Source organism: Flavobacterium sp. LC2016-23 (assembly GCF_009674775.1).
In the GTDB taxonomy this organism is placed as follows: domain Bacteria; phylum Bacteroidota; class Bacteroidia; order Flavobacteriales; family Flavobacteriaceae; genus Flavobacterium.
Map to the genome: position 1 here is coordinate 57,710 of NZ_WKKE01000010.1, position 16,345 is coordinate 74,054.

Below are 16,345 nucleotides of genomic sequence, written 5' to 3' on the forward strand. Positions count from 1 at the left end.
CAGTTCATTTTATAAAACACAATTGTAACCTGCGCTTACCGCTGCATTTTATAAATGGTTTATCTTTGTAGAAAACAAAAAAATAATGAACAAGAAAGTAATCCTTATGATTTTAGACGGTTGGGGAAAATCTCCTGACCCTAAAGTATCTGCAATAGACAATGCAAATGTTCCTTTTATAAACAGTCTTTACCGAAATTATCCCAGTGCCCAACTTAGAACTGATGGCTTAAACGTTGGTTTACCTGAAGGACAAATGGGAAATAGCGAAGTAGGCCACATGAATCTTGGAGCAGGAAGAATTGTATACCAGGATTTAGCCAAAATAAATTTAGCGGTAGCACACCAGACTCTTGCTAAAGAGCAGGTTCTTGTTGATGCTTTTACCTACGCTAAGGAAAACAATAAAAAAGTACATTTTTTAGGATTAGTTTCTGATGGAGGAGTTCACTCCCACACATCTCACCTACGCGGCTTAATTGACGCTTCGCAGGAATATGGCTTACAAAATGTTTTTGTTCATGCTTTTACAGATGGTCGTGATGTTGACCCGAAATCGGGAGCAAAATACATTCATGATTTAGAAGATTATATTAAAGATACTCCGGTAAAAATTGCTTCGATCATTGGACGTTATTATTCAATGGATCGTGACAAGCGTTGGGAACGTGTAAAACTAGCCTATGATTTGCTGGTAAATGCAAAAGGAACTCCGTCTCACAATGCGGTTGCAAGCATTTTGAACAGTTATGCCAATCATGTAACAGACGAATTCATTGAACCAATCGTAATGGTTGATGAGCAGGAACAACCCCTGGCAACTATTGTTGAAGGTGATGTTGTCATTTTCTTCAATTTCAGAACAGACAGAGGACGCGAACTTACCGAAGCTTTATCGCAACAAGACTTTCACGAGCAAAACATGCACAAAATAAACTTGTACTATGTTACGCTTACCAACTACGATGAAACGTATCAAAACGTAAAAGTCGTTTACAATAAAGATAACATCACCGAAACACTGGGTGAAGTTTTAGAAAAAGCGGGTAAAAAACAGATTCGTATTGCTGAAACAGAAAAATACCCACACGTAACATTTTTCTTTTCGGGAGGAAGAGAAACTCCTTTTGAAGGCGAATCAAGAATTTTAAGAAACTCTCCAAAAGTAGCCACTTACGATTTACAGCCTGAGATGAGTGCTTTCGAATTAAAAGACGCGCTTGTTCCTGAATTAAATAAAGGTGAGGTTGATTTTGTCTGCCTGAATTTTGCTAACGGTGACATGGTGGGCCATACCGGAATCATGAGCGCTGCTATCAAGGCCTGTGAAGCGGTTGATGCCTGTGTAAAAGGAGTTATCGAAGCTGCTTTGGCCAATGATTATACCACAATCGTTATTGCCGATCACGGAAATTGCGAAACCATGATTAATCCTGACGGAAGCCCAAATACAGCACACACCACCAATCCGGTGCCTATTATCTTGGTTGACAAACAACTGAAAAATATCAACGATGGTGTTTTAGGAGATATCGCTCCGACTATTTTAGAATTAATGGGCATTCAGCAGCCGGCTGCCATGACTTGTCATTCGCTATTGTAAAAAACACTTTTTGAAGCATAAAAAAAGAGACAGATTTTAGAATTTGTCTCTTTTTTGTTTCTATGATTCCGTTATGTAACCCTGAGGAAAGTCGACGGCTTCTAACGCAGAAAGGGCTTCGACTTCGCTCAGCCGGACATTCGTGTCTTGAAATAAAGGTATTAAACCAAAAAATAGTGATACATCCATTCGACGCTATAAATGACGATACCTATTAATCCGCCCACCAAAGTTCCGTTGATTCTGATATATTGAAGATCTTTCCCTATTTCCAATTCTAATTTTTCAGACACCTCTTTTCCGTCCCAGCTTTTTACTGTGGAGGATATCAGATCTCCAATAACTTTTTTGTTGTTCAGAAGAACCGACAACAAATCGTTTTTGATGAAATTATTGATTTTATCAATCATCACCTGGTCTTCTTTAAGTCCGTTTCCAAAACTCTGAATCAGACCGGAAATATTGTTTTTAATAGAAGACTCCTCTCCTTTTTCCAAATCAGCTGTTATGGATAACTTAATCTCATCCCAAATTCCGTTGATATAATCCTGAACTTCTTTTTTTCCGGCAAAATCCAGAATCATGGTATTGATTTTCACTCTCATTTCTTCGGAGTTTTTGACTTTATCCAGAAAATTGTAGACATATTCGTCTATTTTAATCCTGATGGCACTTTCCGGGTTTTTAGCTTCATCCAGAAACTCCTGCAATCCATTAAAAACCCCTTCTGAAATACTTTTATCAGCCAGGCCAAAACTCAGAAAGGGCGTTGACTCTTTTACTTTTTTACGAATGAGATCTTTATTATTACTTAATTCCCCGCTCATCACTTCCAGAAGATTGGTCAGCAGCTGCTCTTTTACATTTCCTTTCTGCAAGGGTTCCAACGCCAGCGCGACCCAGTTCCCAAAATTTATGGATTCCAGTTTTGCAGCAAACTGCACCTGTATAAATCTTTTTACATCTTCATCTTTTATTGTTTTCAAAATACCGGGAATTATGTTTACGACAACCAAATCGGCAATTTTATTGGCATGTTCCTCCTGCGACAGCCAATCGGAAGCTTTGGTGGCAAAGTTGAATTCTTCCAGTTTAATTTCTAATTTTTCACGATTCAGGAATTCTTCTGAAACAAAATTGCCCAGATTCTCCCCGATCTCATTTTTTTTAGTTGGAATGATAGCCGTATGCCAAATCGGAATCCCTAGCGGATGGCGAAACAAAGCAACGACAGCAAACCAGTCGGCAATTCCGCCCACCATTGCTGCTTCGCTAAAGGCCTGTAACATTGGAATTTTAAAATAAATAGCGATGATAAATAAAAGAACTGCAACACCTAAAAGTGCCAGTGCATTTCTCTTCATTCTCTTTAAAGCTTTTACTTTTGATATATCGTGATCTATAGCATTTTTCATGATTGTAACCGTTTTTACTACCAATTTACGTTTTTTCTTTCAAATATGAGGTCAAAAAGACTTTGAGTTTTTAAGAAACCAATGAGAATTAAAGAGGGTTGTCACAGATTTCACTAATTATCACTAATTATTTTATTCGTGAATTTTGAATACAATACAATTCTTGAAATTCAATTTTTATATTAATATTCAATTCATGGTAATTCGTGAAAATCGTGGCGAAAAATTTATATTAAAATTGTACTTTTGCCAACTGAAAATCCGAAATTATGATTATTGTAAAATCACGTGAAGAAATTGAATTAATGCGCGAAAGTGCCTTGATCGTATCTAAAACATTAGGAATGATTGCCTCTGAAATCAAAGAAGGCGTTACCACACTATATCTTGACAAATTAGCCGAAGAATTCATTCGTGATCACGGTGCAACACCTAGTTTCTTAGGTTTATATGATTTCCCGAATTCACTTTGTATGAGCCCGAATGCACAGGTCGTACACGGAATCCCTAACAATACCCCTTTAAAAAACGGTGATGTTATCTCTGTAGATTGCGGTGCTTACAAAAACGGATATCACGGAGATCATGCCTATAGTTTTGAAATTGGAGACGTTGCTCCGGAAACTAAAAAGCTTTTACAAGTGACCAAAGAATCTCTTTACGTTGGTATCAGGGAATTTAAGGCCGGGAATCGCGTAGAAGATGTTGGAAATGCGATTCAAAAATATACGGAATCTCATGGCTACGGAGTTGTTCGCGAATTGGTAGGTCATGGTTTAGGACAGAAAATGCACGAAGAACCGGAGATGCCAAACTACGGAAAACGAGGTCGCGGTAAACTTTTCGTAGAAGGAATGGTAGTTGCTATTGAACCGATGATAAACATGGGAACAAGAAACATCAAACAGCTAAAAGACGGCTGGACAATCCTGACTGCTGACGGAAAACCAAGCGCCCATTTCGAACACGACGTTGCCCTGATTGACGGAAAACCGGAAATTTTATCGACTTTCTATTACATCTACAAAGCTTTAGGAATCGAAAGCACTGAAGAGGATGAATTTAGAAAAGTGCCGTTGGTTTTATAATTATTACGCAGAGATTCACAAAGATATACGCCAAGATTCACAAAAATATTTATAAGCCTGTAAAATGTATGAAGAGAACACGGAATCACGTGAAGAAATAGATGCAATTAGCTATAAAATTATTGGTTTAGCAATTGAAGTGCATAAACAACTTGGACCCGGTTTATTAGAATCCGCTTATCAGGAATGCCTGTATTATGAAATTGTAAATTCCGGTTTGATTGTTGAAAAACAAAAAGCATTACCCATAATTTATAAAGATATAAAACTAGATCATGGATATCGAATTGATTTACTGATCGAAAACAAAATAGTTATTGAATTAAAAACAGTTGAAGCATTTACAGATGTACATTTTGCCCAAATTTTAACCTATTTAAAGCTTGGTAATTATCCGTTAGGGCTTCTTATTAATTTTGACTCAAAAATTTTAAAAAACAACATCAAAAGATTTATAAACACTTTGTGAAGCTCTGTGCTAACTTTGTGAAACTCCGTGAAACGCCCCATGAAGAAACTTTTTAAACTAGTACTTAACACAATACCACGCCCATTATTAATTCGTTTGAGTTACGTAGCCCGTCCGATTTTGGCGCTCTCCTTAAAAGGAAATAAATACACTGATCCGATTGACGGAAAAAGTTTCAGGATGTTTTTGCCTTACGGATATGGCAAGCAGCGTCCGAATGTACTTTCGCCAAGCACACTTTCATTAGAAAGACACCGTTTGCTCTGGCTGTACTTAAACGACCAGACCGATTTTTTTACGGCCCCTAAGAAAGTGCTCCATTTTGCTCCGGAACAGGCTTTTTATAAAAGATTCCGCAAGCAGAAAAATCTGGATTACACCACAACCGATTTACTTTCGCCGTTGGCAGATGTAAAAGCAGATATTTGCAATTTACCTTTTAAGGATAACGAATACGATGTGATTTTATGCAATCACGTATTGGAACACATTCCCGATGATACCAAAGCCATGCAGGAATTGTATCGTGTGCTAAAACCGGGCGGAATGGCCATACTTCAGATTCCACAGGATTTATCGAGAGCGACTACGTTTGCTGATGATTCTATCACAGATCAAAAAGAACGTGCTGCTATTTTCGGGCAATACGATCACGTTCGTGTGTACGGCCGCGATTATTTTGACAAATTAAGAAATATTGGGTTTATCGTAATCGAAGAAGATTATACCAATAAAATCGCACCCGAACTGGTAGAAAAATATTGTCTGGCAAAAGGGGAAATTATTCCACTCTGTTTTAAACCGGAAAACTAAACCATCTGACTTTTATTAAAACCATATAAGTCATGTACGTACATTTAAGCCTGAAGCAAAAACTTATAATTCCTTACATGACTTATATGGTAAAGAAATCCCAAATTCCAACAGAATTAAACCGTGACCTTGGATCTTACAAAATCATTTCAGTTTTGTTTTGACATCAGTTTTGACAAAAATCTGAATACTTATATTCCAACAGCTTACATTGTTGAAAATACCAGTGAAATTAAGTATCTCAATAAAAAAGCAAGTCCAGATGTACTGGAGAGCTTTGGAATCGTTTTTGAAAATTTAGATTCCAATACAAAAAAAATACTAACGGTTTGTGAAGCTTTAAAGCCTGAGTTTATTTTCAAAAAATTCAGTGTAAAAATCAAATCGGCAAAAACAATTGCTGACCTGCAAAAAGATTCCAAAATTGATTTTGCCATTCGCCAGCATTTAAAAATAAATTTAGATTCATTTTACATCTTAATTGTACAGGAGCAATTTCCGCTATCGCTTAATATGGGAGCTGAAAAGGATTTTTATCGCTCGAGAGTTGCTGTAAATCCGCTTTGTTTTGAACCCATAATTCAGTTTGACAAACACGCTGAAGGAATTACCTATACGTTATCTTTAAAAGAAAACGAAACCACTTTTTTACCACTAAACAGCAGTATCTATATATTGCTGGATGAGCCGGGCTGGTTAATTGTCGATAAAAAATTAGGACAGTTAAAAGAGCTTAACACTAAAAAACTTTCCCCTTTCCTAAAGAAGGAATCCATCGAGATACCTTCAAAATTAGTGGATGATTATTTTAAAAATTTTATTCCTCAAATAGCAAAAAAAATAGATATCGAAGCCAATGGTTTCGATATCGAACATCGTGATCAAATCGTTTCCTGCTCGATTCAGCCTGTTTATGATTTTTTCAAAAACTGTTATTACCTCAACCTTTATTTTGATTATAATGGCTATTTGTTTGATGCCGGCAAAACAAAGAAAACACATTCGTTTGTTGATTTCAGTATTGCCAATGAACCGAAAATAATTCAGTTCAAACGCAGTCCTGATGAAGTTTTATATACAGACAAATTACTTGAAATTGGTTTAGTAAAAATCAAAAATGAGTTATTTGGATTGAATTTGGATTTGGAAAATCCGGATCCGTACCTTAATATCCAATTCGTTATTAACCACAAAGAAGAGCTGGAAAATTTAGGGTTTACCATCCGGAATTTAAAACTGGAAAGTAGAGAAATCACTACACAAAATCACACTATTTCAGCTTCAAAAGAGGAGACAAAAGAAGATTGGTTTGACATTAAAATAATCATTACCATTGGCACTTTTACGATCAGCTTCAGTGAAATTATTCCCAATATAAAAAGCAGGGAAAGGCTCTTTTTACTGCCTGACGGAAGCTATTTCCTCATTCCTTTGGAATGGCTCAGCAAATATAGTTCCCTGGCCAAACTGGCCAAAACAGAGGATGGAAATCTTCTTTTGCGCAAAAGTAATTTTACTGCTTTGGATATGATTCCGGAAATCAAGAACGATGTAATTCACGAAGCAGAATACACCGCTTCTGATTTGCTAAAAGCAACTTTGAGACCTTATCAAATTGAAGGCGTAAAATGGCTTTTAGGTCATTTTAACTCGAATTTAGGCGCTTGTCTGGCTGATGATATGGGACTTGGAAAAACATTACAGACTTTAGCCGTACTGGTTGCCGTGCAGGAACAGTTAGGATTTACTACTAAAACCACGAATTTTGATTTGTTTCAAAACGAAACTGTTATTGAGAGAGAACCTTTGAAAGCCCTGATTGTCCTGCCTTCATCACTGGTTTTTAACTGGTATAATGAAGCTTTGAAATTTACACCGCATTTTTCAAAAATGCAGTATGTGGGTAACGACAGAAAATTATTAGTGAGCAGATTAGAAACTTCAGATTTAATTTTCACCAGTTACAATATTGTGCATCGTGACATTTCAATTTTAGAAAAATACAATTTCCGTTATTTAATTCTGGATGAAAGCCAATACATTAAAAATAAAAATTCCAAAATTTTCAAAGCCATAACTAAAATAAATACGGCTCATAAAATGGCGCTGAGTGGCACGCCTATCGAAAACTCACTGGACGATTTATGGTCGCAGATGCAATTTATAAACCCAGACATTCTGGGTACTTATGCTTTTTTTGCAGAAAATTTTAAAACTCCGATTGAGAAAAAGCAGGACGAGAATAGTCTGTCTGAGTTAAAAAACCTGATTCAGCCTTATATTTTAAGAAGAACCAAAGAACAGGTTTTAAAAGACTTACCCGAACTGTCAGAACAGGTTTATTATTGTGATATGGACCCTGAACAGGAAAAATTATATGAAGAAGAAAAATCAAAAGCCCGGAATTTTTTACTGAAAACAGATGGATCCGGTGCTGATAAAATCAGCATTATCAATACGCTGATGAAGTTAAGGCAGCTGAGCAATCATCCCAAAATGGTCGATCAGGATTCCGAAATTGATTCGGGAAAATATCTTGCAGTTACCAATTATCTGGAAACTTTAGTACAAGAGAGGCAAAAAACGATCATTTTCAGTTCATTTGTAACCAATCTGACTTTTTACACGAATTGGTGCAAAGAAAATAAGATCGGATTTTGTGAAATTACAGGCGTAACTCCTGCGAGTGAAAGAGAACGTCAGGTAAATCTGTTTCAGGAAAAAGAAGATCGTTTATTATTTTTTATATCGCTCAAAGCAGGTGGTGTCGGACTGAACATCACCAAAGCTTCTTATGTTTTGTTCTTAGATCCCTGGTGGAATCCTTTTGCTGAAAAACAAGGAGTTGGAAGAGCACATCGAATTGGACAATTAAATAAAGTAAATGTGGTTCGGTTTATTTCGAAAAACACAGTCGAAGAAAAAATAATAAAACTGCAGGAAAACAAAAAGCTGTTATCCGATTCCCTTTTGGAAGAAAGCTATATTAATGATGAAATCGAAGCTAATCTGGAATACATTCTGGGTTCTTAATAAATTGCAGCTCACCTCTCATTACATGGCATAAATTCTTATATTTACAATCTTACAACCTAATAAGATGTCAAAATTTTTGTTTCGGAACCTGCTTTTGTTTTTCATTTTTGCTTCGGTGACTGCACAGGAAGTACAAAACGAAGTTCCGCCTCCTTATAATATTAAAACGGTTTCGTTTGTTCAGAATGGCGGAAATGTTGTTCCTATATTTGAATTAGGTTCCACTTTTGAATTACAATTTGATGATTTATTTGGCAGTGAAGCCAATTATTATTTTGATATTACACATTGCGATTACAACTGGAAACCAACCGATATTCCGAAAACAGATTATATCCGTGGGTTTGATAACCAAAGAATTACCGACTATTCCAATTCCTTTAATACCCTTCAGATTTATTCACATTACAGACTTGCTTTCCCTAACCAGTTTACAAGTCAGCTGAGAATTTCAGGCAATTACATGTTGAAAATTCTAAATGAAGATAGAGAAGTGGTTTTTTCGAGAAAATTTATTTTATATGAAGAACATTCGACCGTAACCGCCCAGGTAAAAAGAACAAGAAACCTCAGCAATATCGACTACAAACAAAATCTTGATTTTTCGATAGTCTCCAATGACATTGTTTTTCAGACACCTATACAAAATGTAAAAGTGCTTTTGCTGCAAAATGGTGATTTTAACACAAGCATTAAAAACATTGTACCACAGTACACAATTGGCAATCAATTGGTTTACAAGTATGATAAAGAAACACAGTTCTGGGCGGGAAATGAGTTCCTATACTTTGAGAATAAAGACATCCGGTCAGCAAGCAATAATGTTGGGAAGGTAGGTTCTAACAGTGATATTTACAATTCGTATTTGTATACCAATCAGGCAAGAGCCAATCAGATTTATACGCTGAATCAGGATGTAAACGGAAATTTTGTGGTTAAAAACATAAACGGTTCCAATAACCAGATTGAAGCTGATTATGCCTGGGTCTATTTTACGCTTTCTGCCCCTGCGTTCCGATTAAATAAAGACATTTACATAACAGGGATGTTTAACAATTACAGCTTAACTCCGGAATACAAAATGGATTACAATGCCGATAAAGGGGTGTATGAAAAAGCGGTAATGATCAAACAGGGGTTTACCAATTTCGAATATCAGATTGCCGATAAAAAAGGAGTCATTGATTACGAAAATGCGATTGACGGAAACTTCTACCAGACCGAAAACGACTACATCATATTGGTTTATTACAAACAAAGTTCGGATCGTTATGAAAGAGTTATTGGAAAAGGAACCGCTAACTCCGTCAATATCACGAACTAAAAACATTGTTAAAGGATTTCGGTCAAAGGATTTTTTTTCGTAAGTTTGCAACTATAACGCACACATATATACTACTTTAGTATGGTTTCTCAGATAACACGAGGCATAAAAATATCTGTTTTAACTAGTTTTGAAGGTACTTACTTCAAAAACTACAAGATTCATTTTGCCTTTAGTTACGTTATAACAATCGAAAATCACAGTAAAGATTCTGTTCAGCTGACCTCTCGTCACTGGGAAATTTTCGATTCCCTAAATGACATTGAAGTTGTTGACGGTGAAGGTGTTATTGGCAAAAAACCAGTTTTGAAACCTGGCGAAAACCACACTTATAGTTCCGGCTGTTTATTATCTTCTCCTTATGGGGCTATGAAAGGCTATTTTAACATGATTAATTTCACGACTACAAAAACATTCAAAGTCATCGTTCCTACCTTCAGAATGTGTGCTCCGTTTGCTTTAAATTAAATCTTAGTTAAAACTATATTCCTTATAGTTATCTTATTCATAAAACTATCAAATTATTAATTTATCCTTTGTACTTTTGTGCAGCGTTAGAGTATTCGTAACAAATCAAATCTTCTAACCGTTAAATTGTCTAATTATCTAATTTTAAATAACATGCTAAAAGGATTCTTTCATGTACCAAAAGCGGTAAACGAGCCTGTAAAAGGATACGCACCCAATTCACCGGAAAAAGCAGCTGTTCAGGCAGCTTATACTGCAATGTGGAACTCTAAAATTGATGTTCCTCTCTATATCGGCAGTGAAGAGATTAAAACTGGAAATACGAAAACAATCACAGCTCCTCACGATCATAAACATATCGTAGGAACGTATCATTTAGCTGAAAAACAACATATCGAAAAAGCTATAGCTAATGCTCTTGAATCTAAAAAAGCATGGGCAGACATGGCATGGGAACAACGTGCTGCTATCTTTTTAAAAGCAGCAGAACTTATTGCAGGTCCGTACAGAGCCCGCATTAATGCAGCGACTATGATCGGTCAGTCTAAAAATATTCATCAGGCAGAAATTGATGCCTCTTGCGAATTGATCGACTTTTTACGTTACAACGTAGAATTTATGACACAAATTTACAACGATCAGCCAAAATCAGATTCTACGGTTTGGAATCGTTTAGAATACAGACCTCTTGAAGGTTTTGTTTACGCCATTACTCCTTTTAACTTTACGGCAATTGCTGCAAACCTTCCTGCCAGTGCAGCTATGATGGGTAACGTGGTAATCTGGAAACCAAGTGACAGCCAGGTATTTTCTACAAAAATTATTATCGAGGTTTTCAAAGAAGCAGGTGTTCCTGATGGCGTTATCAACGTTGTTTTTGGTGATGCTTTAATGATTACCGATACTGTTTTGGCAAGTCGTGATTTTGCAGGAATTCACTTTACAGGTTCTACTCATGTATTTAAAGATATCTGGGCTAAAATTGGCGCCAACATTCACCACTACAAAACATACCCAAGAATTGTTGGGGAAACTGGCGGTAAAGATTTCATCATTGCACACCCAAGCGCTAACGTTAAACAAGTAGCTACCGGAATTACCCGTGGTGCATTTGAATATCAGGGGCAAAAATGTTCTGCAGCTTCAAGAGCTTATATTCCGCAAAGTTTATGGCCAGCTGTTAAAGAAAAACTAATTGCCGATGTAAAATCTTTTAAAATGGGTTCTCCGGAAGATTTCGGAAACTTTATTACCGCAGTAATTCACGAAGGTTCTTTTGATAAATTGGCCAGTTATATTGATCAGGCTAAAAAAGATGCTGATGCTGAAATTATTGTTGGAGGAAATTACGATAAATCTGTAGGTTACTTTATTGAACCAACCGTTATTGTAACTACAAATCCTAAATACACTACAATGGAAACCGAATTATTCGGACCTGTAATTACCATTTATGTATACGAAGATGCGAAATGGGAAGAAACTTTAGAACTGGTTGATACGACTTCAGAGTATGCTTTAACCGGAGCAGTATTTAGCCAGGATCGTTATGCTATTGAAGTAGCAACGACCAAATTACAAAACGCTGCAGGTAACTTCTACATTAATGATAAACCAACAGGAGCTGTTGTAGGAATGCAGCCTTTTGGCGGGGCAAGAGCCTCAGGAACTAACGACAAAGCAGGTTCTGCATTGAACTTATTGCGTTGGGCTTCTCCAAGAACAATCAAAGAAACATTTGTAACACCGGAAGATTACAGATACCCGTTTTTAGGATAATATTCGAAAAAAACACTAATAAATACACCCCCGTAAGTTTCAATCATTTTGAAATTTGCGGGGTTTTTTGTTTAAAATTATTTTCTTACTTGCTTTTCAACTTCGATATAAAAGTAATCTTTTTCTTATTTTATTAAATATTAATCATTTATAATAGAAAAAAAAACCTTATTTTATTATTTTAAAAACTTTTACAGACATATTCAAAAGATTACTAAGGATAATTTTGTCCCTGATTCTAAAACTAAACATCTGTGCAGGATTATACAATATTTAGAAACAGAAATTAATTTTAATAAATGAGTATGAATATGAGAAATTTAGAAAAAGCACCCGAAGTAATTCAGAAATCAAAGTGTATCAACCACATCATTGATTACAAGTGGAATGAAAAAATCATGTCCGGATTATTGGATCCGTTGGAAGGAAATGAAGAACTCGACCAAATACTAAACAGGATTGGTCACAAAGCCGCAATAGGGCTGACTGCCTCATTACTCGAATGGATTTACTGGTATTTTAAAGAATACACCACAATGTCTGATGACATACGCCACCGTATTGAAACATTATGGTATTCTGTTGAAAACCCTGAAAACAGCAAACCCCTTCTGTTTGATGCAGAATTAGACATTCCTGCTTCCGGTTTTATAAACGGCCCGATATGGATTGCGCTTATGAATGTCAGGATGATTGATGTATTGTACAAAAAAGGATCCTTTATGCTTCAGAGCGAATTGGCAGGATTGGTACTTTTAGTACGACATGTAACGCCGAAAAAAAAGAAATTTGACAAATGGTTTGAAGGCATAATTTCTAAACTTATCATTCAATTTCCAAACCAAAATACAGAAATTACATTTTCTGAAGATGCAGTTTATGACTCGTCCGGTGAAGCACTCATTTGTCGTGAATTTTTCTTCGATTCCATGTTTGACTACTGTAATGAGACAACAAAATCAGCCTTAAATGATTTTATTTTAAATATAGATTACGAAAGAAATCCATTTTGCAACAAAAAGAAAAAGTTTGTAAATGGGTAAATTCTACATTGAAAATCCAATGCGGAATATTCTTTAGATGAAAATTAAAGCAGATTAAACAAATTGTCATAATCAGGCGATTTTTAAACTTCTAATCCTGATTATTTTTTAGACTTTTGAATGGAAATAATGAACTTGAAAATGCCGTAATAAAAGTTAAAGACAAAGCTTCTAAGAGACAACGCTTTTTCTAAGCAGAGAAATACTAACATTGGAAAAAATAACCCGGAAAGAATTAATAAGTTTTCCGGGTTATTTGCTTTTTAAAAAATCATGCCGAATTACCTGTAATAAATCAAATTTTAGCTTTTGTCTTATCTTAATACTTTAATGTCTTTTTGGGTCTATCAAATACAACTAAAAGCTATTTCTTCGCAAGAAAAATCAAACAAAATGAAAAAACACTTATTTTTTATTTATCTAATACTATTATCTTCTTGTTGTACTGATGAAAGTCCTTCAGAATCAGAAATTCGAAATCACAAAGCTGATTTTATTTTAGCTAAAAACATTGAAAGGATTGACTGGAGCAATATTCAAACCGGAGAACTGCTGAAATTTGATGTCAAAATCAAAGATTTTGACACTAGTCCGGATGTACAATATGTCCTTAAACCAATTACAACAGACGCAACAAAACATCAGCACAATAAACTGGACTATAATTTTCAGGAAGAAATAAAAGTAGCTGCTTCTGCTGACGGTTCTTCTGCAAAAGACAATATTCTTATTAAGAAAACTACGGATAGTATCATCATCAAAAGACCAAATTCCTCCTTTTTTGTTTCCATTTTAAAGCCAGGGAATTTCACACAAGAATACGAATTACGTAAAATGTCAGCAAATAAGTATGTTGCAGGATTTACTCAGGAAATACTATTTTCTGCCGTAAAAATTGAAGTATATACATGGAACGAACAAACAGATAATTCTACCCTCTTTTCTAATTCAAAACACAGCCGTTATTACGAATTTACTATAGACGATGGAGACCAGACAAATGATACATATCTCACCGACAGCGACTCCAAAGAAAATACATATGTAGCATTATATAACGGAAATAAATACAATGGAAGTATTTCTATCAATAAGGCAATGACATTTAGTGGGAAAGTAAATACGCAAAAAGGCGCTCAGGTTGTACCGAACTGGATATTATCAGAACTTAAAATAACACAAAAAAGAAATCATGAACCTGATAACATAATCACTTATCATAATCTAAACCTTATTCAAAAATAATAACTTAAAAAACCAAACTATGAAAAAGCAAATGAAAAGCACAATAACTTTAGCATTAATAATTGGCACAGGTTTACTTATTTCCTGCAGCAATGATGATACTAAAAACAGCACAGGAAGCAATTTAAACTCTTTACAACCTGTAACTTTTGCAGCTAAACCAGACAAAACGATCAGCTCAAAAAAAACAGGAGTACAAGAATTAAACCCAACTACAGGAAACAACGAGTATGTATATCTTACAACAGTAGAAAAACAAACAACCTTATATCCTCTTTCGATTATAAACGAAGCAAATTTAGACGTTATCTATCCTGGCAGTATTCTACGCGGATCAAGCTTTATAAATGCAACTTATGATCCTCTTGTGCTAAAAAACGCATTTAAGCCCGTTACTTTATCTATGTCTTTAAGAGGTGATCTATCCGTTAGCGCAAATATTTTGCCTGCTTACAGCCAGATAACAAATGCAACAAATATTTTAGTGAACAAAAATAAAAATCTTATTGACTATAATGCTATACCTACATACTACGAGTATCAAAGTGACGAAATTACAACTGAAGACAGTTTTAAAAAAGCACTTGATGCGCATTTAAATGTAAATGTATTGGGCGGTTTAGTCAAAGCTAATTTTGGCTATAGTCAAAATAGCGGTTCCGCTAATACCAAATCTTATGTGATGGTAAAAGTCAGACAGCGTTTGTATAGTATGACTATAGATCCAAAATATTATACTGATTGGATTGATGGAGATATTAGTGCCAACAATTTTGGAACACACGAACCCGTATATGTAAGTAACGTAGATTATGGCCGTGTTGCGTATATACTAATTGAAACCACTAAAAATGAGTCTTATAATAACACAATGGTAAAAGCATCTGTCGGGGTGGCCTTAAAAGTTGTAGATATTGGTCTGGATGTAAACTACTCCGAAGAGTTTAAAAAATTATTTGCACAAAATAAAATAAAAGTTATGATTGTGGGAGGACCCATTGATTTAGGCGGCAAGGTAACCGATTATAATAGCTTTGTAAAGTTTTTACAAGCCCCTACCCCTTCAGATTTAGTTTCTTCATCAGCTCCAATATCATATAAAATACGAAGGTTAAAAGACAATACTGAAGTAGAGGTAAAAGATGTGTACACGGAACAATTTAAAGAACTGAAAGCAAATTAAGATAAATTTCAATCTAAAAGCCAATCCGTAAAAGAGGTATAATTTATCCTTAGGTTTAGTATGGTTTAATTTCAAAGCTAATAGTAAAAGCCGAATTTGTAAATCAAATTCGGCTTTTTAATTTAATAAATCTTAAGATTTTTATCGGTCAATAATTAAACTGTAAACTTCAAAGGCAAATGCACTACTTTTTTGGTTTCGAAAAATTCATCTTCAAAAATAGTCGACAAATCATATAAAGTTGCTTTGGGAAAATCTTTTAATTCTTCTGTTAAATCACCGCCTTTAAGATATAAAATTCCGTTTTTCAAAGTGTGTTTGTGTTGCTTCTTGATTTTGTCTTTAATCCACGAAACAAAATCGGGCATATTAGTTACGGCGCGACTTACAATAAAATCAAAATCACCTTTTACCAATTCGGCACGCTTTTGTTCTGCCTTTACGTTTTTTAATTCCAGAGCATCAACAACACCCTGCACTACTTTTATTTTTTTAGCAATAACATCAATCAGATAAAAACGGGTTTCCGGAAAAAGAATCGCCAGCGGAATACCGGGAAATCCTCCGCCTGTTCCAACATCCAGCACCGTTGCTCCTGGTTCAAACTTCATGATTTTTGCAATTCCAAGGGAATGCAGAATATGTTTTGTATATAAGGCATCAATATCTTTACGGGAAATAACATTGATTTTTTCATTCCAGTCGTGGTATAAAAAGTCTAGTTTTTGAAATTGTTCGATTTGAATATCGGTCAAATCAGGAAAATATTTCAGAATCTCATCCATTGCTCTATTTTTTTAACAAAAGTAATACTTTACGATTGAAATATTTAACTCAATTTTGCAAATTGAAAATTTATAATAATTACCTTTGAGAACT

13 protein-coding genes are annotated in these 16,345 nt (G+C 35.1%); 11 read left to right on the forward strand and 2 right to left on the reverse strand.

Annotated elements, in window-relative coordinates; translation table 11 throughout:
- Positions 1 to 85 precede the first annotated feature (85 nt).
- Entirely contained in the window at positions 86 to 1,603 is a 1,518-nt protein-coding gene (gpmI, locus tag GJU43_RS10130; RefSeq protein ID WP_154340649.1) for a 2,3-bisphosphoglycerate-independent phosphoglycerate mutase, read from the forward strand.
- Between the two features lie 161 nt (positions 1,604 to 1,764).
- On the opposite strand, the gene GJU43_RS10135 is transcribed toward gpmI, so the two are convergent.
- On the reverse strand, positions 1,765 to 3,018 hold the full coding sequence (locus tag GJU43_RS10135) for a DUF445 domain-containing protein (RefSeq protein ID WP_154340650.1): 1,254 nt from the start codon (positions 3,016 to 3,018) through the stop codon (positions 1,765 to 1,767).
- Positions 3,019 to 3,287: 269 nt separating this feature from the next.
- Between GJU43_RS10135 and map the strand changes: the two genes are divergently transcribed.
- The 10 genes from map (at position 3,288) to GJU43_RS10185 (ending at position 15,466) form a co-directional block, all read left to right on the forward strand.
- Complete coding sequence (gene map, locus GJU43_RS10140) at positions 3,288 to 4,106, forward strand: type I methionyl aminopeptidase (protein ID WP_154340651.1); 819 nt, start codon at positions 3,288 to 3,290, stop codon at positions 4,104 to 4,106.
- Positions 4,107 to 4,170: 64 nt separating this feature from the next.
- On the forward strand, positions 4,171 to 4,575 hold the full coding sequence (locus tag GJU43_RS10145; RefSeq protein WP_154340652.1) for a GxxExxY protein: 405 nt from the start codon (positions 4,171 to 4,173) through the stop codon (positions 4,573 to 4,575).
- A gap of 39 nt (positions 4,576 to 4,614) precedes the next feature.
- Complete coding sequence (locus GJU43_RS10150) at positions 4,615 to 5,388, forward strand: class I SAM-dependent methyltransferase (RefSeq protein ID WP_154340653.1); 774 nt, start codon at positions 4,615 to 4,617, stop codon at positions 5,386 to 5,388.
- 123 nt (positions 5,389 to 5,511) lie between these two features.
- Positions 5,512 to 8,421 (forward strand): DEAD/DEAH box helicase, encoded by a 2,910-nt coding sequence (locus GJU43_RS10155; RefSeq protein WP_370455576.1) that lies wholly within the window; start codon positions 5,512 to 5,514, stop codon positions 8,419 to 8,421.
- Positions 8,422 to 8,488: 67 nt separating this feature from the next.
- Complete coding sequence (locus GJU43_RS10160) at positions 8,489 to 9,748, forward strand: DUF5103 domain-containing protein (protein WP_154340655.1); 1,260 nt, start codon at positions 8,489 to 8,491, stop codon at positions 9,746 to 9,748.
- Positions 9,749 to 9,829: 81 nt separating this feature from the next.
- Positions 9,830 to 10,216 (forward strand): Co2+/Mg2+ efflux protein ApaG, encoded by a 387-nt coding sequence (gene apaG / locus GJU43_RS10165; protein ID WP_154340656.1) that lies wholly within the window; start codon positions 9,830 to 9,832, stop codon positions 10,214 to 10,216.
- Positions 10,217 to 10,369: 153 nt separating this feature from the next.
- Positions 10,370 to 11,995 carry an L-glutamate gamma-semialdehyde dehydrogenase gene (gene pruA / locus GJU43_RS10170; RefSeq protein WP_154340657.1) on the forward strand — a complete coding sequence of 542 codons (1,626 nt, stop codon included), beginning with the start codon at positions 10,370 to 10,372 and terminating at the stop codon, positions 11,993 to 11,995.
- Positions 11,996 to 12,306: 311 nt separating this feature from the next.
- Positions 12,307 to 13,038: a hypothetical protein gene (locus GJU43_RS10175; RefSeq protein ID WP_154340658.1), complete on the forward strand. Its 732-nt coding sequence runs from the start codon at positions 12,307 to 12,309 to the stop codon at positions 13,036 to 13,038.
- Between the two features lie 393 nt (positions 13,039 to 13,431).
- Positions 13,432 to 14,283, forward strand: coding sequence for a hypothetical protein (locus GJU43_RS10180; protein ID WP_154340659.1), 852 nt, complete (start codon positions 13,432 to 13,434; stop codon positions 14,281 to 14,283).
- Positions 14,284 to 14,302: 19 nt separating this feature from the next.
- On the forward strand, positions 14,303 to 15,466 hold the full coding sequence (locus GJU43_RS10185; protein WP_154340660.1) for a thiol-activated cytolysin family protein: 1,164 nt from the start codon (positions 14,303 to 14,305) through the stop codon (positions 15,464 to 15,466).
- Between the two features lie 155 nt (positions 15,467 to 15,621).
- Here GJU43_RS10185 and rsmG read toward each other — a convergent pair whose 3' ends face one another.
- On the reverse strand, positions 15,622 to 16,251 hold the full coding sequence (gene rsmG, locus GJU43_RS10190; RefSeq protein WP_089354210.1) for a 16S rRNA (guanine(527)-N(7))-methyltransferase RsmG: 630 nt from the start codon (positions 16,249 to 16,251) through the stop codon (positions 15,622 to 15,624).
- Positions 16,252 to 16,345: the final 94 nt, after the last annotated feature.

Bases quoted from the DNA above. Each gene is read 5' to 3' on its own strand.
- gpmI (WP_154340649.1), top strand. From the start codon at position 86: ATGAACAAGAAAGTAATCCTTATGATTTTAGACGGTTGGGGAAAATCT.
- GJU43_RS10135 (WP_154340650.1), bottom strand. From the start codon at position 3,018: ATGAAAAATGCTATAGATCACGATATATCAAAAGTAAAAGCTTTAAAG.
- map (WP_154340651.1), top strand. From the start codon at position 3,288: ATGATTATTGTAAAATCACGTGAAGAAATTGAATTAATGCGCGAAAGT.
- GJU43_RS10145 (WP_154340652.1), top strand. From the start codon at position 4,171: ATGTATGAAGAGAACACGGAATCACGTGAAGAAATAGATGCAATTAGC.
- GJU43_RS10150 (WP_154340653.1), top strand. From the start codon at position 4,615: ATGAAGAAACTTTTTAAACTAGTACTTAACACAATACCACGCCCATTA.
- GJU43_RS10160 (WP_154340655.1), top strand. From the start codon at position 8,489: ATGTCAAAATTTTTGTTTCGGAACCTGCTTTTGTTTTTCATTTTTGCT.
- apaG (WP_154340656.1), top strand. From the start codon at position 9,830: ATGGTTTCTCAGATAACACGAGGCATAAAAATATCTGTTTTAACTAGT.
- pruA (WP_154340657.1), top strand. From the start codon at position 10,370: ATGCTAAAAGGATTCTTTCATGTACCAAAAGCGGTAAACGAGCCTGTA.
- GJU43_RS10175 (WP_154340658.1), top strand. From the start codon at position 12,307: ATGAGAAATTTAGAAAAAGCACCCGAAGTAATTCAGAAATCAAAGTGT.
- GJU43_RS10180 (WP_154340659.1), top strand. From the start codon at position 13,432: ATGAAAAAACACTTATTTTTTATTTATCTAATACTATTATCTTCTTGT.
- GJU43_RS10185 (WP_154340660.1), top strand. From the start codon at position 14,303: ATGAAAAAGCAAATGAAAAGCACAATAACTTTAGCATTAATAATTGGC.
- rsmG (WP_089354210.1), bottom strand. From the start codon at position 16,251: ATGGATGAGATTCTGAAATATTTTCCTGATTTGACCGATATTCAAATC.